Annotated in this window: 20 protein-coding genes; 16 read left to right on the plus strand and 4 right to left on the minus strand. The window is 38.2% G+C overall.

The window, feature by feature from the left end:
* The first annotated feature begins 562 nt into the window (after positions 1-562).
* The 12 genes from VK91_RS09875 (at position 563) to VK91_RS09925 (ending at position 9,855) form a co-directional block, all read left to right on the plus strand.
* Entirely contained in the window at positions 563-940 is a 378-nt protein-coding gene (locus VK91_RS09875) for a GntR family transcriptional regulator (protein WP_009370283.1), read from the plus strand.
* 7 nt (positions 941-947) lie between these two features.
* Complete coding sequence (locus VK91_RS09880; protein WP_048392372.1) at positions 948-2,027, plus strand: DUF1648 domain-containing protein; 1,080 nt, start codon at positions 948-950, stop codon at positions 2,025-2,027.
* Positions 2,028-2,040: 13 nt separating this feature from the next.
* A complete protein-coding gene (locus VK91_RS09885; RefSeq protein ID WP_048392373.1) occupies positions 2,041-3,324 on the plus strand; it encodes an alpha/beta hydrolase in 1,284 nt (427 codons plus the stop codon).
* A gap of 11 nt (positions 3,325-3,335) precedes the next feature.
* Positions 3,336-3,650 carry a DUF3784 domain-containing protein gene (locus tag VK91_RS09890; protein WP_082148133.1) on the plus strand — a complete coding sequence of 105 codons (315 nt, stop codon included), beginning with the start codon at positions 3,336-3,338 and terminating at the stop codon, positions 3,648-3,650.
* A 224-nt stretch (positions 3,651-3,874) separates the two neighbouring features.
* Complete coding sequence (locus tag VK91_RS09895) at positions 3,875-5,062, plus strand: membrane protein (RefSeq protein WP_048392374.1); 1,188 nt, start codon at positions 3,875-3,877, stop codon at positions 5,060-5,062.
* Between the two features lie 17 nt (positions 5,063-5,079).
* On the plus strand, positions 5,080-6,252 hold the full coding sequence (locus VK91_RS09900; RefSeq protein ID WP_048392375.1) for an amidohydrolase: 1,173 nt from the start codon (positions 5,080-5,082) through the stop codon (positions 6,250-6,252).
* A 108-nt stretch (positions 6,253-6,360) separates the two neighbouring features.
* Entirely contained in the window at positions 6,361-6,513 is a 153-nt protein-coding gene (locus VK91_RS22445) for a YpzG family protein (RefSeq protein ID WP_004231380.1), read from the plus strand.
* A 119-nt stretch (positions 6,514-6,632) separates the two neighbouring features.
* Positions 6,633-7,169, plus strand: coding sequence for a hypothetical protein (locus VK91_RS09905; RefSeq protein WP_048392376.1), 537 nt, complete (start codon positions 6,633-6,635; stop codon positions 7,167-7,169).
* Positions 7,170-7,189: 20 nt separating this feature from the next.
* A complete protein-coding gene (locus tag VK91_RS09910; protein ID WP_048392377.1) occupies positions 7,190-7,528 on the plus strand; it encodes a cupin domain-containing protein in 339 nt (112 codons plus the stop codon).
* Between the two features lie 431 nt (positions 7,529-7,959).
* Positions 7,960-8,373: a hypothetical protein gene (locus tag VK91_RS09915; protein ID WP_048392378.1), complete on the plus strand. Its 414-nt coding sequence runs from the start codon at positions 7,960-7,962 to the stop codon at positions 8,371-8,373.
* Between the two features lie 14 nt (positions 8,374-8,387).
* The gene (locus VK91_RS09920) at positions 8,388-8,705 is read left to right on the plus strand and encodes a hypothetical protein (RefSeq protein ID WP_048392379.1); all 318 of its coding nucleotides are present in this window, start codon (positions 8,388-8,390) and stop codon (positions 8,703-8,705) included.
* Between the two features lie 721 nt (positions 8,706-9,426).
* Positions 9,427-9,855, plus strand: a complete 429-nt coding sequence (locus VK91_RS09925; protein ID WP_004231389.1) for an NUDIX domain-containing protein — start codon at positions 9,427-9,429, stop codon at positions 9,853-9,855.
* Between the two features lie 52 nt (positions 9,856-9,907).
* Here the strand turns inward: VK91_RS09925 and VK91_RS09930 are convergent, their stop codons facing one another.
* The 3 genes from VK91_RS09930 to mscL form a co-directional block, all read right to left on the minus strand.
* The gene (locus VK91_RS09930; protein WP_048392380.1) at positions 9,908-11,068 is read right to left on the minus strand and encodes an aminotransferase class I/II-fold pyridoxal phosphate-dependent enzyme; all 1,161 of its coding nucleotides are present in this window, start codon (positions 11,066-11,068) and stop codon (positions 9,908-9,910) included.
* 3 nt (positions 11,069-11,071) lie between these two features.
* Positions 11,072-12,187 carry a methionine biosynthesis PLP-dependent protein gene (locus VK91_RS09935; protein ID WP_048392381.1) on the minus strand — a complete coding sequence of 372 codons (1,116 nt, stop codon included), beginning with the start codon at positions 12,185-12,187 and terminating at the stop codon, positions 11,072-11,074.
* Between the two features lie 449 nt (positions 12,188-12,636).
* Positions 12,637-13,026 (minus strand): large conductance mechanosensitive channel protein MscL, encoded by a 390-nt coding sequence (mscL, locus tag VK91_RS09940; RefSeq protein WP_009370295.1) that lies wholly within the window; start codon positions 13,024-13,026, stop codon positions 12,637-12,639.
* Between the two features lie 204 nt (positions 13,027-13,230).
* Here mscL and VK91_RS09945 point away from each other — a divergent pair, with 204 nt between their 5' ends.
* Positions 13,231-13,929 (plus strand): lytic transglycosylase domain-containing protein, encoded by a 699-nt coding sequence (locus VK91_RS09945; protein WP_048392382.1) that lies wholly within the window; start codon positions 13,231-13,233, stop codon positions 13,927-13,929.
* A gap of 35 nt (positions 13,930-13,964) precedes the next feature.
* Here VK91_RS09945 and VK91_RS09950 read toward each other — a convergent pair whose 3' ends face one another.
* On the minus strand, positions 13,965-14,222 hold the full coding sequence (locus VK91_RS09950; protein ID WP_004231402.1) for a GlsB/YeaQ/YmgE family stress response membrane protein: 258 nt from the start codon (positions 14,220-14,222) through the stop codon (positions 13,965-13,967).
* A gap of 803 nt (positions 14,223-15,025) precedes the next feature.
* Here VK91_RS09950 and VK91_RS09955 point away from each other — a divergent pair.
* The 3 genes from VK91_RS09955 to ilvD all read left to right on the plus strand — a co-directional run bounded on the left by VK91_RS09955 (position 15,026) and on the right by ilvD (position 19,552).
* Complete coding sequence (locus VK91_RS09955; protein ID WP_048392383.1) at positions 15,026-16,201, plus strand: amino acid deaminase/aldolase; 1,176 nt, start codon at positions 15,026-15,028, stop codon at positions 16,199-16,201.
* Positions 16,189-17,511, plus strand: coding sequence for a D-arabinono-1,4-lactone oxidase (locus tag VK91_RS09960; RefSeq protein WP_048392384.1), 1,323 nt, complete (start codon positions 16,189-16,191; stop codon positions 17,509-17,511). Before VK91_RS09955 ends, VK91_RS09960 begins: the two co-directional genes overlap by 13 nt.
* A gap of 370 nt (positions 17,512-17,881) precedes the next feature.
* Positions 17,882-19,552, plus strand: a complete 1,671-nt coding sequence (gene ilvD, locus VK91_RS09965) for a dihydroxy-acid dehydratase (RefSeq protein WP_004231412.1) — start codon at positions 17,882-17,884, stop codon at positions 19,550-19,552.
* Positions 19,553-19,729: the final 177 nt, after the last annotated feature.

A 19,729-nucleotide genomic window follows, 5' to 3' on the forward strand; every position in this document is an offset into this window, starting at 1 on the left:
TGATGGGGAGGATGCAGAATGAGTAGTAATAGTCAAACACCCAAAGACCAAGAATCTCAGGAAAGTCCGCCACAACTGTTGAAGGTTGAAGCTTCATAAATCTTAAGCCTAAAGGTGAAACAGAACATTCTGTTTTGCTATAGATTAAGAAGAAGTGTAAACCATATCAGTTAAAAATCAAATAGAAGCAATAAGTGTCCATGGATCCAGAATTATTCTGGGTCCTTTTTGTTTCTTATTTGGGGTCTAAGTACTCAAGATATCCGCTCTAAATGAAGTTCAAAGCGCTCCTAGGAAGGAGAACCCGCTCTAAATGAAGATTAAAGCGCTCCTAAGGAAGGGGGATCCGCTCTAAATGGAGTTCAAAGTGCTCCTAGGGGAGGAGAACCCGCTCTAAATGAAGTTCAAAGCACTACTAAGGGAAGGCTCCCGCTCTTATTGTGAAAAAACCTCTACTCAACACCATAAAAAATTCCTTCATTTGACATTAATTAAAATCTGTATTACTCTATGCATAACAGATTTCTGTTTGGTTATAAGCAATACAGATTGGAGGGTTATTATGCAAATACAATTAGATCCAAACAGTGAATTGCAGCTATATAAACAATTGGCCAATCAAATAATAGAATGCATTGCGCAAGGTGAGCTGAAAAATGGTGATACTTTACCGTCTGTACGTTCGATGGCTACAGATCTAGGCATCAATGTTAGCACGGTCAGTAAAAGTTATCATGAGCTTGAAGAGAAGGGCTTAATTGAATTGAAGCCGAAAGCAAAAGCGGTCATTATTGGTGGTCAAAAGAGAGAGCTGGAAGAAACGGAGGTTGAAAAAGTCGAAAATGCCTTGAAGCCTATCATGGCGGAGGCTTTTGCGCGTGGCCTCGAGAAAGAGCAAATGACAAGTTTGTTCCAGCGAATTTTAAAACAATGGAAGTAGGGGTAGTATGCTTATAATTGTAGGCATCTTTATCATTGTCGGAATTATGGAAATGATGACACCACATTTAACAAGAAAAACCCTTGTTTTTGGTGTTTCCATACCCGAACCATATGTCAAACATCCACAATTAAAGCTGTGGAAGAAGCATTATAGCCAAATCATCGCAGGGATTGCTGGCTTATTCTTAGTAGGTCAAATCGCTCTCTATCTTTCACCTATACAAGAGGAGAAGGTATCTTTAATTTCCTTTATCCTTTTGTATGTCATGCTCCTTTTATCATCAGGTCTTTACATGAGTTATCATGCTAAAACGAAAAAATTAAAGGTGCAGGAGCAGTGGGAGGCACAAATAAAAACAGTATATGTGACAGATTTGTCTATCCGCCAGAAAGAGGAAACATTATCACCTATATTTTTTAGTGTACCCATTATCATCACACTTGCATTAATCGCTTTTACGTACATGAACTATGAGTTAATCCCTAAGGTTTTCGCAACTCATTGGAATGGGGCAGGAGAGGTCGATGGTTGGACTCAAAAATCGCGGCTCTCAGTCATCAGTATGCCACTTATATTATTGGCAATACAAATTAGTTTTTTCATGATGAGTCAAGGCATGAAAAGTGCCAAAATTCAATTAAGTGCACAGGCCAAAGAAGCATCCATTCATCGGGAGTTAACTCAGCGTAAATACGGAAGCTGGTACCTGGCAGCCATTAATTTTAGTATGACAATTCTATTTGTTGTTTTACACTATACAACTGTTATTTTACAAGACCAAACGGCTTTCTACTTCTTCCCACTTTTTCTTGTCTTTAATGTCGTTACGTTGGGTGGTTTACTAGTGTTCATTTGGAAGCTCAGTAAAAGTAATGAACGTTTTGATGAGGTACATACAAATGAAACAGCTGCCACAGATGATCAATACTGGAAATGGGGTATTTTTTATTGCAATAAAAATGATCCATCCTTATTAGTGCCTAAAAAGTTCGGGATTGGTTGGACTGTAAATTTCGCGAACAAATGGTGTTACATCTTAATAGCGATTACGTTACTGCCAATTTTATTGGTGATTTTCATATAGAAAGGAAGATTAGATGAAAAAATGGTTATTGATTTGCTGTACAATTTTACTTTTAGCTGCCTGTGGGCAAAAAGAGGTCACTGCACAACATCAAGGATCAAAGGGGACAAATGCAATGAATGAACAGTTTATTGGAAAATGGGAAGGAACTATTGAAACGCCAAATGGACCATTACCGATTATTATCGATTTAAAGAAGGAAAGTGGTACATTATCCGTGCCAGCACAGGGCTTATCTAATTTTCCATTTCAAAGTGTGACGTATACAGGTGATAAAGTAAAAGTGTCCATAAATTTAAACGGCTCTGCTATTGCCATTAATGGCACAATCAAAAATGAACAAATAGAGGCTACATTTCAACAAAATGGTGGGAAATTTCCTTTAATACTAAAGGCTTATAAAGAGCAACCTGTTACCTATGACACATTAAAAATTCCCGTTCAAAACGGTAACTTAACGGTAGCTGTACAAAAGGCTTCTCCATCTCCATCACCAGTGGCACTGATAATAGCAGGATCGGGGCCAACTGATAAAGATGGTAATTCCGCTTTGGCTGGAAAAAATAATAGCTTGAAAATGTTGGCCGAAGGTTTAGCACAACAGGGCATTGCGACGGTGCGTTATGATAAGCGAGGACTTGGTGACAATCAAGCGCTCTTAACAAAGGAAGAGGAAGGAACGTTTGACCAATACGTTGATGATGCTGTACAAATTATCCAAACATTGATGGCTGATAAAGCCTACACAAGTGTCCATGTGATTGGTCATAGCGAAGGCTCACTCATTGGTTTGCTCGCGGCTCAAAAGACAGGCGTAGCATCCTTTGTCTCCATTGCCGGTGCAGGTAGGTCGTTAGATGAAGTGCTTTTAGAGCAATTAAAAGGTCAATTAGCACCAAAGCTTTTTAATGAATCCACGAATATTTTGACAGCTTTAAAGCAAGGGGAGCAAGTGAAAAATATTTCGCCAGAGCTACAGGCCCTTTTCCGTCCATCTGTACAGCCTTTCCTGATTTCCTTGCTAAAATATCAACCTGCTAATGAGCTTGCAAAAGTAAAAAGCCGTGTATTGCTAGTACAAGGAACAACGGATTTACAAGTGAAGGAAGCCGATGCTGAGGCATTGAAGAAAGGCAAACAAGACTCAAAATTACTTTATCTAGCGGGTATGAATCACGTATTGAAAAAGGCACCGGCAGATCGCGCCAAAAACTTAGCAACCTATGCAGACCCTTCGCTGCCACTGCATGAAGAATTACTACCAGCAATTGAGCAATTTATTAAAAATGAAAAGTAGGATGATTAACCTTGGGAGTACTTGTCTATTTAATAATCATGCTGCCGTTTCTCATCTTCGCCATTGTTCTATCGCAAGGTAAAGGATCTTTTCTACTTGAAGGCTTTCATACGATGGCACAGGAAGATAAAGAACAATATGATGAAAAGGCACTGGCAAGATTTATGGGAAAAATGATGTATGGCTACTGTTTTTGTGTCCTTTTATGGATACTAAACGAATTTTTCCATACACAATGGTTATTTCATGTAGGTCTTGTACTTTTTGTCGCCCTTACGATATTTTTATTGATCTATGCGAACACAGGTAATCGTTTCAAAAAATAGCATGTAAGAAAAAGTAGAACCATTTTATAATGGTTCTATTTTTTTGTAAGCGCTTTATGAAAATTCTTTAAAATCTAAATATTTGGAAAACCGTAATTTTAGTGTCACGAATATGCTCGTTCATGCGCTGTTTTTCTTCTTTTCTGTAAAAATAGAATTTTAAGAATAATTAGTATTATTATAGATGACATTAAAAAATTACTAAGTTAGGAGAATTCTTTGATATGTCGCAAATGTTAGCACTGACGATAGTACTTGCTATTCTTTACATCGGAGATATCGTAGCAACAAGAACGAAGGCGTGGATTCCATCTGTGTTCGTCTGTGCGGTATTATTTTTAATTGGCTATTGGACATTCTTCCCGAAAGATATTGTTAGTATTGCCGGGATTGGTCCAGTCGTTGCCACGATGTTAATGTATTTATTAATTACGAATATGGGTACACTTCTGTCCCTTAAAGAATTGAAAAACCAGTGGAAAGCCATCGTTATTTCTTTAGCTGGTATTGTAGGCATCATCGCCATATTATTTACAATTGGTGCCTTGCTATTTGATTTAAAAACGATGATTGTTGCAGTTCCACCATTAGTCGGTGGTGTTGTGGCAGCGCTAGTGATGTCAGAAGGCGCTTCTGCAGCTGGCTTAGAGGATTTAGCCGTCTTTGCCATTGTAATTTATGTTATTCAAGGTTTTGCAGGATATCCCATCACGTCCATTGTATTGAAGCGTGAAGCAAAACGTTTATTAAAAGAACACCAGCAAGGGAATATACAATCGGTAACACAGGTAGAGGAAGATGTTGAACAGGCATCTGAGCAACCAAAATTATTTAGGAAAATTCCTACCAAGTACAATACAGAATACTTTAAATTTTTCCGTTTAGCGCTTGTTGGATTATTAGCGTATGGTACATCTACAGCATTAGCACCTGTTGTGACAGTCAATGCGTTAGTGCTATGCCTAGTGTTTGGTGTCCTTGCATCGACATTTGGTTTTTTAGAAAGACAACCATTGCAAAAAGCAAATGGCTTCGGTTTTGCCATTATGGGGTTAATGCTCTTTATATTTGATGGCTTAAAACAGGCTTCCCCTGAAATGCTGATGCGTATTATTGTGCCATTAGTAGTGTCTATTGTCTTAGCAGTCATTGGTATGTATATTTTCTCTTTCATCGCAGGAAAAGTTTTAAAGGTCAGCCCGAATTTAGCGTTTGCTGTATCCTTAACAGCGCTCTATGGGTTCCCAGCAGATTATATTTTAACGAATGAAGTAGTGAAATCGTCCACAGCCGATCAAAAAGAACGAGAAATGCTGTTAAGTCATATGTTACCACCGATGCTTGTGGGAGGTTTCATTAGTGTAACGATAACATCTGTGATTTTAGCGGGTATTTTTGTCAATTGGCTATAAAGAAGGAGAGAGTCAGCATGAATAAAATGAAAGAAATTATTGCGGAATTAAATAGTGAGCTTGTGGCAATTCGTCAAAAATTGCACAGTGAGCCAGAGCTTTCTTGGGAAGAATATGAAACAACGAATTATGTAGCAGCATATTTAGAGAACCTTGGTATTCCGTATAGACGAACAGAGCCAACAGGCATTATTGCGGAGTTAAAAGGGGGCAAGGAAGGAAAAACCGTTGCCTTACGTGCAGATATGGATGCATTATCAGTTTATGAAATACGAGAAGATATTCCGTATCGCTCTAAAACGGATGGTAAGATGCATGCCTGTGGTCATGATGCGCATACAGCCATGTTGCTGATTGCAGCTAAGACATTACATACGGTACAAGAAGAAATTGAGGGAACAGTTCGTTTTATTTTCCAGCCAGCGGAAGAAGTAGCTACAGGCGCAAAAGCGATGGTAGAGCAAGGAGCAATGAAAGGTGTAGATAACGTCTTTGGTATTCATATTTGGTCACAAATTGACACAGGGAAAATTCAGTGTAATAAAGGTCCTGCCTTTGCCTCTGCTGATATTTTCAAAGTGCGCTTTAAAGGGCAGGGCGGTCATGCCGCAGTCCCACATGATGCCATTGATGCCGTGATGATTGCTTCAACGTTTGCTTTGAATGTCCAAACAGTTGTGGCACGTACAGTCAATCCACTTCAACCTGCCGTTCTTACAATTGGAAAAATGGAGGTTGGCACACGCTTTAATGTAATTGCAGAAGATGCCATTTTAGAAGGGACTGTGCGTTGTTTTGATAAAGAGGTTCGTTCACATATCGAAACGCAAATTCGTCATTATGCTGACCAGATTGCCTCACTTTATGGTGGCACAGCAGAGGTCGTTTATGAATATGGTACACAAGCCGTCAACAATGATGTGGCGAGTGCCAGCTTAGTCGAGCGCCTTGCAGCTGAACATTTTGGCGCGGATGCTTATCATATTGATGATCCGACAATGGGTGGAGAAGACTTTAGCTTTTACTTAGATGAAGTACCTGGCTGTTTTGCTCTAGTAGGCTCAGGCAATACAGAAAAGGATACACGCTGGGCACATCATAACGGCCATTTTAATATCGATGAAGATGGTTTGCGCGTTGGAGCCGAATTATATGTACAATATGCGTTAACTTGGTTAAGCGAAAACTAATAAAGTGAAGTAACTAAGCTTCTTATGAAATTAGTATAAATTCACCTTAGCTGGTCATAATAAAGAAGATTTCACTTATGAAATCTATAATGATGAGGAGGATGAAAAATGAGTAGGTTCGAACAACTAGACCCCAAATCTCAAAAAATCCACCGCAACTGGTCAAGGATTAAGCGATCAAAATCGCAAGTAAATGGTGAAACGGAGATTACTCTCCATAACCGTCTCTTGCGAAGTGAAGCAAAGGCCCGTCAGTTTTAATCATGCTAGAAAAGTAAGTGTCATCAAGCCCAGAAAAAATTCTGGGTTTTTCTTTATGACTAAGAAAGATGTATTATATTGTAAGGAAGTAATTTCTAACAGAAAAGGAGAGCAAAGCTATGATTAATCCTATTCCCATTTATCTACAGCAATTTGCAGGAAACGTCCAAATTATAGATGACGTTGAATCCCAGTTTCAGCTTCATTCTAGTGCAGGCAATGAACAATTTGAAATTTGGTATTACGGTGATTTGCTAATGATTGAAGGGGAGGAAATGCCTTATATTACAGGCTCAACCGCTAGAATCGTTGCTAAAGATCCTTTATCTGCCGAGGAAATTTTGCTCTTTGATGCAACTCTACATGGTTATAATGCGCTATTTTGTGAGGCGTATACAGAGAATCACCGTGACAACCGTCCACTAGAAAAATATAATTTACCCGAAACAGAAGTCGTATTATCATTTTTCTATAACATCGACTATGATGGAGAAATAGACGACTATGAGGTAGATGAACAAGAAAATGTTCAACTTATAAATGGAGAAAACACTAACTGGGAAACGATTAAAAGAAATGGCTATGATGCATTTGCTTTTTATTTTAAAAAAGAAGATGGAACACTTTTAGCATTTGCTGAAGAAGAACTAGCCTAATAGGAAGGGATTTTCGCGAAATGCAACTCATACAATTTACACAAGATTTAGCAAATCCAATTCATCAATACCAATCCATTGATACATTTTATAGAAAAATCACGAAAACGGAAGTACCTACGACGATTGGTTTCATCTATATTGAGCCAGGCGGTGTGGTTGGTTTGCATGACGCCCCCATTCCACAGCTATTTATCGTTATTAATGGAGAGGGATGGATTAGTGGTGAAGATGGTGAAAAAATCACGATAAAAACAGGACAGGGAGTACTATGGCATCAAGGACAGGCGCATGAATCTGGTAGTATAACTGGCTTAACAGCACTAGTTATCCAAGCGGAGCAGATAAATCTTACATAAAGTATAATTTTATTGATTAAATGTGTGCTTAAAGATACCAACTTATTTTTTAAGAGAAATATACAGATACTCAAAAATCATTTTCATTGTTAGCTAACTCTAAACGGATATTAAAATTTTATGATAAATATAACTTTTTTACCTACAGATGGTGTAATGTCCTAATTCTATGATGCGGTAGTAATATGGTCCTGATTATCGACTTCATGGAGCGAATTAAGATCCCTCCTAGAATGAAGATTTCTTCTGTTTTTTATAACACTTAAAGTATAACAACTGTTATTTATGTAAGAAAAAATTGAGCTACCAAATACAACTTGAAATCTTTAAATCTTTGTAGGTAAACGATTGATAAAAAATATAGAGGACAACTAATAGATTATGCTATAATTAGTTAGAATTTACATTATACATAAGGGGGACATAATCACATGTTCATCGGAAAAGGGACAGCAAGGGAAATAGGAAACAAAATTGACAAAGTATTAAATGAAATTAAAGATATTCAAGCAAATATTGACCGTTCATCAGATAAAATTGATAATGAATTGAATTCTTGTTCACGTGAACTCATTAATGCACAAACAACTTTAAATGAGATACGACCGCTTGTAGATATGTTACTTGCGCAGGTTGGTCAAGAAGCACCCCCACACGTTAAGGCTATGTTAGATAGTGTAGCTATGGGTATTACAGGTAAAGTGGATAATACGTTGAACAATCTTGCCGAAGTACAACGCAATGTCAAGGATGTAGATAAATTAACTGATGAAATTGATGGTTTTACAGATAATGTTAGTAAAAAGGTTGCCGAAATTGACGAATTAACAGATAAAATACAATAATAGGGGGCAAACATATGAATTCATCTATGGGTGGAGGACGTTCTTGGAATAGTAATCAACGTATTGCGGATTCAGTGGACCATACAGCATCTCAAATTGTTTTAGCCTGTGACATGATTACTAACGCTACTATTAATTTTGATGCCATTCAACAAGAATTAATGATGTTATCAAATCAGCCTGTTCCGCCAGAACCCTCACAATTAATGAGCATAGCTAATCGTTTACAATTTACAAAGCGTCAAATTGATGATTCTGTTCAAAAAGTAAAAGAATTTGCAAAACATATTGATTCTAAAACAGATGAAATTCAAAAGCGTAGTAGTTGGTAATTTAAAATAAATTTTTCTAATACGTGCATTTTTTGTATAGAATCCTACTAGATAGAATGAAGTTTTGAAAGTATCAAAAAGTTTTAAATTTGTGGTATTTTTTAGTGGGTGCCAAGTATGTGCAATAACGAAGTGGTGCAAACCGCTATAGGCTATGCAAGAGGATTACTGCACTGATAAAAGTTTATAATTATAAAGACCGGTTTTCTATTCATATAGAAAATCGGTCTTAGTTTTTCTCAAATAGGACTTATTTGTGTAACGGTAGTACATATTAGTGAGCTAATATTTAACCTCTACATCACTATAGAAGTAACTGTTGTTGCTCAAATCAAAATACATATTTAATTCTAAAAAATATAGATTAAATATGTATTTTTTGGAAATTTAATTTAAGCATTGTTATTTTTCTGATAGTAATAATAATATATTTTAAAACTATCAACTGTTTAAACCCATATGTCAACCACTTATTAGTATAACTTAGTTAGTTGAGAAGACATCATAATATACACTCTACTTTATAAATCTTTTACTTGATAAAAGTTTCTTGTACTGTGATTCCTTCGTATGTATGATGCCAGCTTATTCTAGCAATTTCTTGTACAAAAGTAATGTCATTTTCTTGCATCTGTCGTATAATAAGTGTCAACACTTTTCACCTTCTATTCCAATTTTTCTCTTTATTGTAACATTCAATCATTCAAAGGGGGTCACTTTCATGCAAGTAATTGAAAAAGCTTTTGGCTATATCACGAGAACGCATGAGGATCAATTACAGGTACTCGTATTTGAACAGAATTCAGTTGGGGCAGGTATCCAGGTGCCCAAAGGTACGGTTGAGGAAGGGGAAACACCTTTAGATGCTGTGAAACGGGAAATGCTAGAAGAAACAGGTCTAACCACACTTGTCGTTCAAGCGCTAATAGCACAGGATTATTTTAATCATCCATCAGGTGTTTTACAGAAACGGTATTTTTATCATTTAACATCCGATGAAACACGGGATGCATGGCAACATCATCCAACAGGCTTAAACGAAGGGGATTTAATCTTTTCATTCTATTGGATTTCAGCTGAGCAAGATGCCCTGCTAGCAAAGGGGCATGGCGATTATTTATACCGATTGTTAGCAAAGGTGAGAAATTGAACCTATTATAATAAAACCGCGTCAATTGGACGCGGTTTTTATGTTGATTCAATTAAGCCTTGGCAGCAATCTCTAGGGCTTGTGCAAAATCAGCAATTAAATCATCAACATGCTCAAGTCCTACAGAAAAACGTAGAAGACCATCTGTGATGCCTCGTTTAGCACGCTCTTCAGGCTCCATAGCCGCATGACTCATTTTTGCAGGGTAAGAAAGGATAGATTCTACTCCTCCAAGAGAGACCGCAAATACTGGAATTGTCATCGCCTCAACCAATGCCTTGGCAGCTGCATAGCTTGGTAGTCGGAAGGATAAAACGGCCCCAGGACTTGTGCTTTGACGCTGATGAATAGCGTAGCCTGGGTGTGAAGCAAGCCCTGGATAGTAGACCTGCTCAACTAGTGGATTGCTAGCCAAATACACAGCAATTTTTTGTGCAGATTCAGCAGAACGACTAAAACGTACATCTGTTGTTTTGATGTTTTGTAGTAGTGTGAATGAATCCTGTACACCTAAAATATTACCGAATGAATTTTGGATAAAGTAGAGATCCTGACCTAGCTTTTCATCGGCAGTAACCGTTAAGCCAGCAATAATATCAGAATGTCCAGATAAAAACTTCGTTGCACTATGAATGACGACATCTACACCAAGTTCTAGTGGGCGTTGGTGTAACGGTGTCATAAAAGTATTATCCAAGAATGTAAGGCAGTGGTGTTGCTTGGCAAGCGCCACTACACCACGAATATCTGTAATGCCTAACGTTGGATTTGATGGTGTTTCCATATAAAGTAGTTTTGTAGCTGGCGTGATTGCTGCTTCTACAGCTGCTAGATCCGTAAAATCTACAAATGTATGGGAAATCCCAAAGCGCGGCAACACCTTTGTTACAAAACGATAGGTTCCACCATAAACATCCTCAGTCATGACGATATGATCTCCCTGCGATAACAGCATTAATGCTGCTGATACGGCAGCGATACCAGATGAAAATGCATGGGCACGAACGCCACCCTCAAGCTCTGCTACAGCTTTTTCTAACGCATCTCTTGTAGGGTTGCCTGAACGAGCATAATCATATTCTCCAAATTCATCTATACTTTCTTGATGGAAAGTAGAGGACAGATACATTGGGACGTTAACAGCCCCTTTTTTATTACTATAGCCATCACGAACACCTGCGTGAATGAGGCTTGTTTCAATACGTTGCTTCATCAATTACGCCTCTTTTCTAAGGATATCAAACACTTGTCGTAAGTCTGCAATTAAATCTTCTGGTTCCTCAATGCCAACAGAGAAGCGTAATAAACGATCACAAACGCCACGCTCCACACGCTCTTCATAAGGCATATCTGCATGTGTTTGTGTAGCAGGATACGTAATAAAGCTTTCGACACCGCCAAGACTTTCAGCAAAAGTAATTAACTTTAAGTTACGAAGGAATGGGTCAATCCACTCAGGCTTTTGCAAGCGGAATGACAGCATGCCACCTTTTCCAGTGTAAAGGACATCGGTCACTAACTCTTCTTCCTCTAAGTAAGCAGCAATCGCCTTCGCATTGGCATCATGTTGCTTTAAGCGTAGATGCATTGTTTTTAGACCACGAATAAGTAACCATGAATCCATAGCTCCTAGCACCATGCCACTACCATTATGAATAAAGCCAATGCGTTCGGCTAATTCTGTGCCTTTAGCAACCACTAGCCCAGCTAAAACATCATTATGACCACCAATATACTTCGTTGCAGAATGAAGCACAATATCTGCGCCTAATTCAATAGGGCGTTGGAAGTAAGGCGTATAAAAAGTATTATCCACAATTAACCATGCCCCATGCTTATGTGCTAACTCCGCATACACTTGTAAATCAAACTCCTGCATAAGTGGATTTGTTGGTGTTTCAATAAATATTGCACGTGTATTTTCATTCATTAATGCTTCCACCTGTTCAACCGATTCAAATTTTGAATAAACAGGCTTAATATTATAAGTATCTTGGAAGAAATTAAAAAGTCTATATGTACCACCATATAAATCATCTGGCACGACTAATTCATCGCCTGGTTTAAATAGGGATAACACCAATTGAATGGCAGCCATCCCGGAACTACAGGCAAAGCCCATATCGCCACCCTCTAAATCAGCAATTCCTGCTTCTAAAAGAGCACGTGTAGGATTTTTTGTACGTGTATAGTCAAAACCAGTAGATTCACCAATCCCAGTATGTTTATAAGCAGTCGATAAATGAATGGGTGGGCTCACAGCTCCTGTTGCTGGGTCACTTAAATTACCAAGTTGTACAAGCTTTGTTTCAATACTTCTGTTTAATGTCATGACGTCACTCTTTTCTTCAATATTATTAAAAGCAACAACTTTTGCTTTCAATTTAATAGTATTCTCAATAATTGTTACCAATTTAACATGGATACTAAAGAAGAACAAGGTGATTTCTGAAAATTAGCTAGATTATTTATAGTTAATCACCTAGGAATAGTAGGAGATTCCAGGATAAAGATAGAGCTAAAGAGAGGATAGTTTCAAGTTACGGATACAAGATAGAAAGTAGCGGATACAACGTAAAAAATGAGGGATAGAGCGGACAAAGTGGGGGATAGGTTCTGAAGTAGCGGATAGAACGTAAAAAGTGGCGGATACAACGCGAAAAGTGGTGGATAGAGCAGACAAAGTGGGGGATAGGTTTTGAAGTAGCGGTTAGAACACAAGTAAAGGAGACAAAATAAAAACATCTGCCTCCTTTGAGAGACAGATGCTTTAACAACATGTTAGGCTTGTTCTTTTTTTAGCAAGTCGCGAATTTCTTTGAGAAGCTCTTCTTTGGCATCGAGTTCAGGTGCTGGTTCTTCCACGACTGCTTCTTCTTTTTTACGTGTGAGCTTTGTCATAATTCGTAAGGCCATAAAAATGGCAAATGCTATGATTAAAAAATCAATGATGGATTGTAGAAATACACCAAAATTGATTTGGGCTTCACCTGAGCCAAAAACAAAACTCTTTGTTAAATCAATACCACCTGTTAAAACACCGACTAATGGCATGATGATATTTTCAACTAAGGAGGTAACAATTTTACCGAAAGCACCACCAATGACTACTGCTACTGCTAGATCGACAATATTGCCTTTCATCGCAAATTCTTTAAAGTCTTTCCACAAAATAAATTCCTCCCTATTATTATCCAATAAACGAATCAATCTGTATTTTACTATATTTTTAGCAAACCTTTCAACTGCTTTCATGGTGGAAATGATGTACTTTCATAGATGTGGAAGACTTCATTCTTTCAAAATGAAAAGATATACTGCACATTACGGAAAATTTGGTAATATAGAAAAAGAATACTAGATTAGGTGTGACGTATGGCAAAGAAAAAGAATAACAAACCTCTGTTATCACCCGCGACAAAATTGGGTATGATAGCATTATTGATTCCAATTGCAATTACCGTGTATGTTTTCACATTTTTTGCTTGGAAGGAGCTTCAAACATTACCGATATTCGAAAAGCTTGTCCAGCAAAAGGCAATTGAGGAGATTCAACAGCATTTCGATATGAAAATTCCTGAGCAATACATTTCCGTTTATGTAGCTGCAGAAGAAAAATATGGTGTACCCTGGACATTACTTGCTGCGCATCATCGTATTGAAACACGGTTCTCTACGGTAAAATCAATGGTATCATCTGCTGGGGCAGAGGGGCATATGCAATTCATGCCCTGTACATTCGTTGGCTGGCAGCATCCCACATGCTCAGGTTTGGGAAAAGGAAGCATCACAAAAACTGAATTGATGAGTCCTGAGACAATTGCTAAATATGGAGGATATGGCGTTGACGCAAATGGGGATGGAATAGCTGATCCCTATGATATTGAGGATGCAGTATTTAGTGCTGCGAATTACTTATCCAAATACGGTGCTGCGACAGGGAATATTAAGAAAGCTGTTTATCAATACAACCATAGCGAGAAATATGTTGAGGATGTGTTATATTACTACCAGTTGTATGATGATTTTCACGATGAGCTCCAAGCAGCTGTTCTCTTACATGAAAAAAAATAAAGAGCCATCACATTGGATGGCTCTTCATTACATATTTAAGTTGCTTTACGCATACCTTTTAAAATAAGGCTGACGATAAAGATCAACACGATGGCACCGATTAGTGCTGGGAACACGTAGAAATCACTTACTCTCCAGCCCCAGTTCCCTAAAACCATACTACCAATCCAAGAACCGACAATCCCTGCAATAATATTCCCGATGATGCCGCCTGGTACATCTTTACCTAAAATGACGCCAGCTAGCCATCCAAGAATTCCTCCAATAATTAAATACCAAATGAAACTAATCATTACTTTCATCTCCTTAAATTTAAGATATAATGGCGATTACTTAGTTATACCCTGAATGGAGTAGATTAAACACTGTGATTTTGTTTAGTAATTATTACATGTTGTAAATAAGGCTGTAGACAAGTGAATGCAGCTCCTTTGCTGTGCTCACTTTATAGCTAATCCACCTGCATAAACTACCGTGAAAATGTCCACATTAACTACAATTACTTCTATATTGTACATACACCGATTATCGCTTACTTCTATAGTATGTTCATGTATTCAATTCGTACCAAAAATGCATGCAACGCCCAATCGCCAGTAACAATAAAAAACAGCCATTTAACTAAATTATTTACTACAATAACCTTTTCATTCGTGAAAAAATACATTATTTTTTATTGAAACAGAATGTCAATTCTATGTGCGATTCCTTATTTCTTTGGGAGAATTTTTTGTGTAGAAAAAGAAAAATGGGTAAATTTCCACTTTTTAATAGTTTGAAAATTCTGTATAAAGGGATTATAATGTAGAAAAGGAGCGTGGTCATATGAATATGGCTGTTATGAAACGTTTAAATCGTCAAGGCTTTTTAATTGCTGGTTTGCATTTATTAGTAATGCTAAATCTTGCAGCTGATTTCTTATACGCATCGTAACCAATTTAATAGAAAGGTGAATGAAATGTTTATCCCATATTAAAACAACCGTGTAGTCTTATTGTAAAACAGGCTCACGGTTGTTTTATTTTGCTTAATTAACTGAAAAAAGGAATTATTCTGTTAAATGTCAAATACATAGTTTATACAAGGGAGTGATGAAATGACGTCAAGATTGGATCAAGCATTTTGTGATTTGGAAAGACCATTTGCATGGTTAGATTTAGATGCACTAGATAAAAATATACAAATGGTTCAAGATGCTTGTGGGGGAAAACAAATTCGTATTGCAACAAAATCGATTCGTTCTATTGAGGTCCTTCGTTATATACAAAAAAAACTTGTGAATGTTGTGGGGTTTATGACATTTACTGCAGCAGAGACCCTTTTTTTATTAGAGCAGCAGTTTGATGACTTATTGCTTGGCTATCCAGTAATGGAGGAAGCAACGATTCGTCGATTGTTGCATTTTGTAAAGGAAGGAAAAATCGTCACCTTTATGGTAGACAGACCAGAACATATCCAACTATTGGCGAAATTAGGACAAGAGATTGGCGTACGTGTACAGGTTTGCATTGATCTTAATGTTTCTAATGATTTTAAAGTATTGTATTTTGGAACAAAACGTTCGTCATTGTCTTCTCTTGAAACGTTGACACCTTTTTTACAAACCATTCAAAACACCCCTGTAATTGAAGTGGTAGGAGCGATGGGCTATGAGGCTCAAATAGCAGGGGTTGGCAATCGTCCTGCAAATGCTTTAAAAGGTAGAGTCATAGAAGCCATGCAAGTACAAGCCAAAAAGCAAGTAACGCAGTTTCGTCGATTAGCGATCGCCCATATCAAGGCTTATTTTCCAAATCTACGCTTTGTTAATGGTGGAGGATCAGGAAGTATGACGTACACCAATCAACAGAAGGAAGTAACGGAAATTACAGTTGGCTCGGCTTTTTATGCACCAGCATTGTTCGATCAATTTACACATTTACAGCTAGAAAAGGCTGCTGGATTTGCCTTACGTGTAACAAGAATGCCTGAAAAAAATATCGTTGTTTGTCATGGGGGAGGCTATACGGCTTCTGGAGCCATTGGGATGGATCGTTTGCCTGTATTCTATGACCCTACCACTTTTGCATATCTTAGCCTAGAAGGCGCAGGGGAAGTGCAAACACCTATTAAGGTCAAAGGAAAGAGTATCAATATTGGCGATACCATTTATTTTCGACATGCGAAGGCAGGAGAGCTTTGTGAGCGTTTTCAGGTCCTGCATGCTATTCGTGGGGACAAGTATGCAGGACATTACACAACATATAGGGGAGATGGACAATGTTTTCTATAGAAAAATGGCGAAATGGTGAAAAGTGGACAAACTGGGCTGGGAATGTTATTTCCTATCCGAGTGAAATGTATTTACCACACTCTATTGATGAAGTTTCAGCAATTGTGAAGCATGCGTGTCAATCAGGAAAGACAATCCGTGTCACAGGTGCTGCTCATTCTTTTAGCGCTGTGGCTATGCCTGAGCATATAGCAATTTCCTTACATAATCTGCGTGGATTAATCGCTGTGAATGAGGAAAGGCAGGAGGCAACATTATGGGCGGGGACCTACCTATATGAAATTGGACCAATGCTAGCGAAACACGGTTTTGCGTTAATCAATATGGGCGATATACAGGAGCAAACCATTGCAGGGGCAGTGTCAACTGGCACACATGGCACAGGGGTTACACTTGGTTCTCTATCGTCAGCTGTCCAGGCATGGGGATTTATAGACGGTACTGGTACTTATCAGGAACATAGGAGAGGTATGGATGATTTATCTGAAGCGCTGCATGTATCTCTTGGGATGCTAGGTGTTCTGGTCAAAGTAACGATTAAGGTCATACCACTATATGGTTTGCATTATGTGGGGGCAAGAGAAACATTGACAAATGGTCTCTCGTTATTTGCGGGGGATATTCGTCAACATCGTCATGTGGAGTGGTTTTATTTCCCTGGTAGTGAAACAATTCAAGTAAAACGGATGAATGCGGTCGCGCCTGTTTTTCAAAGTGAATGGAATAAAAAAATAGAAACGTTAAAGCTACAAATAGTAGAAAACGGGGCTTTCTTTGCGATGTCAGAGCTTTGTAAGTGGAAACCAGGTTTAAGTGGTGCCATGAGCAAGATAGCGGCTGCCAATGTGGTAGAAAGTGAAAAAGTAGGGATAAGCTATGAAATTTATCCCTCACCTCGTAGCGTGAAGTTTCAAGAGAGTGAATATGCCATCCCTTTATCACAGTTTGAAGCTTGTTTGGAGGAAATCCATGCAACCTTTAAAAAAGGGACTTTTAATGTTCATTTTCCTTTAGAGTGTCGAACAACTGCAGGCGAAGCAGGTTTTTTAAGTCCAACACAAGGGCGTGAGTCGGCTTTTATAGCCTTTCATATGTATAAGGGAATGGCAGAAGAGCCTTACTTTAAATGGGTGCATACATTGATGCAAAAATATGAAGGTCGTCCTCACTGGGGAAAACAACATCATTTAACAGCGCAAACGGTCTATGCGTTGTATCCAGAGATTGAAAGGTTTTTAAGCATTCGACACCAATACGATCCTGAACAAATATTTTTTACAGGATACTTAAAAAAGTTGTTTCTATTGTAAGCGTTATCTCTAGGATTGGATAACTTAGCTTATTCAAATATATGGGAATTTTTTATTTATCCATTTTTGTTTATTATTAAAAAATTAAAATTTGAACGAAATGTCAAAATTTTTATCAAAGCGAGATAAAACTGATGCTTAATCAGCATGTAAACGATTTCAATTTTGACAGATTTTTTTAATTGTTTAAACAATTCAAAAAATAGTGTTGACGAGACCTTTTTTTCGTACTATGATAACAACAATTTAACACGTTCGTTACAGCAGTAGTCGTCTAAGAGGCTATTACTCTATAAACAAAAATTAAAAAGACAGAACATTTTGTCTATAGCAACGAACATAGTATGGATAGCAATGAGGGGCGTTTAAAATGAGAAGTGACATGATTAAAGTAGGCGTAGATCGAGCGCCACATCGAAGTCTTTTATATGCAACAGGCAAAGTAAAAGCAAAAGATCTAGGCAAACCATTTATTGGGGTTTGTAACTCTTATATCGACATAATACCAGGTCACGTTCATTTACGTACGTTCGCTGATGTAGTGAAAGAAGCTATTATTGAAGCGGGTGGTATTCCATTCGAATTTAATACAATTGGTGTCGATGATGGTATTGCAATGGGGCATATTGGTATGCGTTATTCCTTACCAAGTCGTGAAATTATAGCAGACTCTGCTGAAACAGTTATTAATGCACATTGGTTTGATGGCGTATTTTATATTCCAAACTGTGACAAAATTACACCAGGAATGCTTATGGCAGCAGTTCGTACGAATGTACCATCTATCTTTGTTTCAGGTGGTCCAATGGAGGCAGGAACTTCTGCAGCAGGGAAACAGCTTTCCTTAACATCTGTGTTTGAAGGTGTAGGAGCACACAAATCAGGAAAAATGTCTGCGGAAGAGCTGTTGGATATTGAGAATAATGCTTGTCCGACGTGTGGTTCATGCTCAGGCATGTTTACAGCAAATTCCATGAACTGCTTAATGGAAATGCTTGGTGTTGCTTTACCTGGAAATGGTACAATCGTTGCCACTTCTGAAGAGCGTCACAAGCTGATTAAAGAAGCAGCTAAGCAATTAATTCGCATGGTCAAGGAAGACGTTAAACCTCGCGATATTATTACAAAAGAGGCAATTGATGATGCTTTTGCTCTTGATATGGCAATGGGGGGCTCCACAAATACAGTTCTTCATACATTAGCAATTGCCAATGAAGCCGAAATAGATTACAACATTGAAGATATTAATAAAGTAGCGGAAAGAGTGCCTTATTTAGCAAAAATCATGCCTGCTTCAGATATTTCAATGGATGATATTAATAAAGCGGGTGGAGTAAGTGCCATTATTAATGAATTAACATCTATTCCAGGTGCTATTCATCCAGACCGTCCAACCGTAGCAGGCGTTACAATGGGTGAGCTTGTCAAAGATTATCACATCACGAATGATCAAGTCATTCGAACAAAAGACAATCCGTATAGTGCTGTAGGTGGATTATCAGTTTTATTCGGTAACATCGCACCAGATGGCTCTGTTATTAAAGTAGGGGCCGTTGATCCTTCTATCAAAGTATTCAAGGGCGAGGCAATTGTCTTTGATTCACAAGAAGCAGCACAAGAAAACATTGATAATGGAACGGTGAAAGAGGGCCATGTAGTCGTCATTCGCTATGAAGGACCTAAGGGTGGCCCAGGGATGCCAGAAATGCTTGCACCAACATCTGCCATTCAAGGTCGAGGCCTTGGTACAAAGGTTGCATTAATTACAGATGGTCGTTTCTCAGGTGCATCTCGTGGTATTTCAATTGGCCATATTTCACCAGAAGCTGCTGAAGGCGGTCCAATCGCTTTAGTAGAAAACGGAGATATTATCGAAATTGATCTACCAAATCGTACGATTAATTTACAAGTTTCAGATGAAGTTTTAGCTGAACGTCGTGCAAAATTACCAGTCTTTGAGCCAAAAATCAAACGTGGTTGGTTAGCAAGATATTCAAAATTAGTGACGAGCGCTTCCACTGGAGGCGTAATGAAAATTTAACAACTAGATAAATAAAAACGTTGATGAGGTTAAAGGTTCTAGAGCCTTGTATCTACCAGAGAGCCGGTCGTGCTGGAAGCCGGCGATACAACTAGATCCGACATCCCCTCGGAGTGGGCTATTAAACGTGTTAACACCATTAGATAGCTCCGGGCATAGTCGAAAGTGCTCGTTATT

This window comes from Lysinibacillus sp. LK3, assembly GCF_001043675.1.
Taxonomy (GTDB): domain Bacteria; phylum Bacillota; class Bacilli; order Bacillales_A; family Planococcaceae; genus Lysinibacillus; species Lysinibacillus capsici.

Bases quoted from the DNA above. Each gene is read 5' to 3' on its own strand.
- VK91_RS09875 (WP_009370283.1), top strand. From the start codon at position 563: ATGCAAATACAATTAGATCCAAACAGTGAATTGCAGCTATATAAACAA.
- VK91_RS09880 (WP_048392372.1), top strand. From the start codon at position 948: ATGCTTATAATTGTAGGCATCTTTATCATTGTCGGAATTATGGAAATG.
- VK91_RS09885 (WP_048392373.1), top strand. From the start codon at position 2,041: ATGAAAAAATGGTTATTGATTTGCTGTACAATTTTACTTTTAGCTGCC.
- VK91_RS09895 (WP_048392374.1), top strand. From the start codon at position 3,875: ATGTCGCAAATGTTAGCACTGACGATAGTACTTGCTATTCTTTACATC.
- VK91_RS09900 (WP_048392375.1), top strand. From the start codon at position 5,080: ATGAATAAAATGAAAGAAATTATTGCGGAATTAAATAGTGAGCTTGTG.
- VK91_RS22445 (WP_004231380.1), top strand. From the start codon at position 6,361: ATGAGTAGGTTCGAACAACTAGACCCCAAATCTCAAAAAATCCACCGC.
- VK91_RS09905 (WP_048392376.1), top strand. From the start codon at position 6,633: ATGATTAATCCTATTCCCATTTATCTACAGCAATTTGCAGGAAACGTC.
- VK91_RS09910 (WP_048392377.1), top strand. From the start codon at position 7,190: ATGCAACTCATACAATTTACACAAGATTTAGCAAATCCAATTCATCAA.
- VK91_RS09915 (WP_048392378.1), top strand. From the start codon at position 7,960: ATGTTCATCGGAAAAGGGACAGCAAGGGAAATAGGAAACAAAATTGAC.
- VK91_RS09920 (WP_048392379.1), top strand. From the start codon at position 8,388: ATGAATTCATCTATGGGTGGAGGACGTTCTTGGAATAGTAATCAACGT.
- VK91_RS09925 (WP_004231389.1), top strand. From the start codon at position 9,427: ATGCAAGTAATTGAAAAAGCTTTTGGCTATATCACGAGAACGCATGAG.
- VK91_RS09930 (WP_048392380.1), bottom strand. From the start codon at position 11,068: ATGAAGCAACGTATTGAAACAAGCCTCATTCACGCAGGTGTTCGTGAT.
- VK91_RS09935 (WP_048392381.1), bottom strand. From the start codon at position 12,187: ATGACATTAAACAGAAGTATTGAAACAAAGCTTGTACAACTTGGTAAT.
- VK91_RS09945 (WP_048392382.1), top strand. From the start codon at position 13,231: ATGGCAAAGAAAAAGAATAACAAACCTCTGTTATCACCCGCGACAAAA.
- VK91_RS09950 (WP_004231402.1), bottom strand. From the start codon at position 14,222: ATGATTAGTTTCATTTGGTATTTAATTATTGGAGGAATTCTTGGATGG.
- VK91_RS09955 (WP_048392383.1), top strand. From the start codon at position 15,026: ATGACGTCAAGATTGGATCAAGCATTTTGTGATTTGGAAAGACCATTT.
- VK91_RS09960 (WP_048392384.1), top strand. From the start codon at position 16,189: ATGTTTTCTATAGAAAAATGGCGAAATGGTGAAAAGTGGACAAACTGG.
- ilvD (WP_004231412.1), top strand. From the start codon at position 17,882: ATGAGAAGTGACATGATTAAAGTAGGCGTAGATCGAGCGCCACATCGA.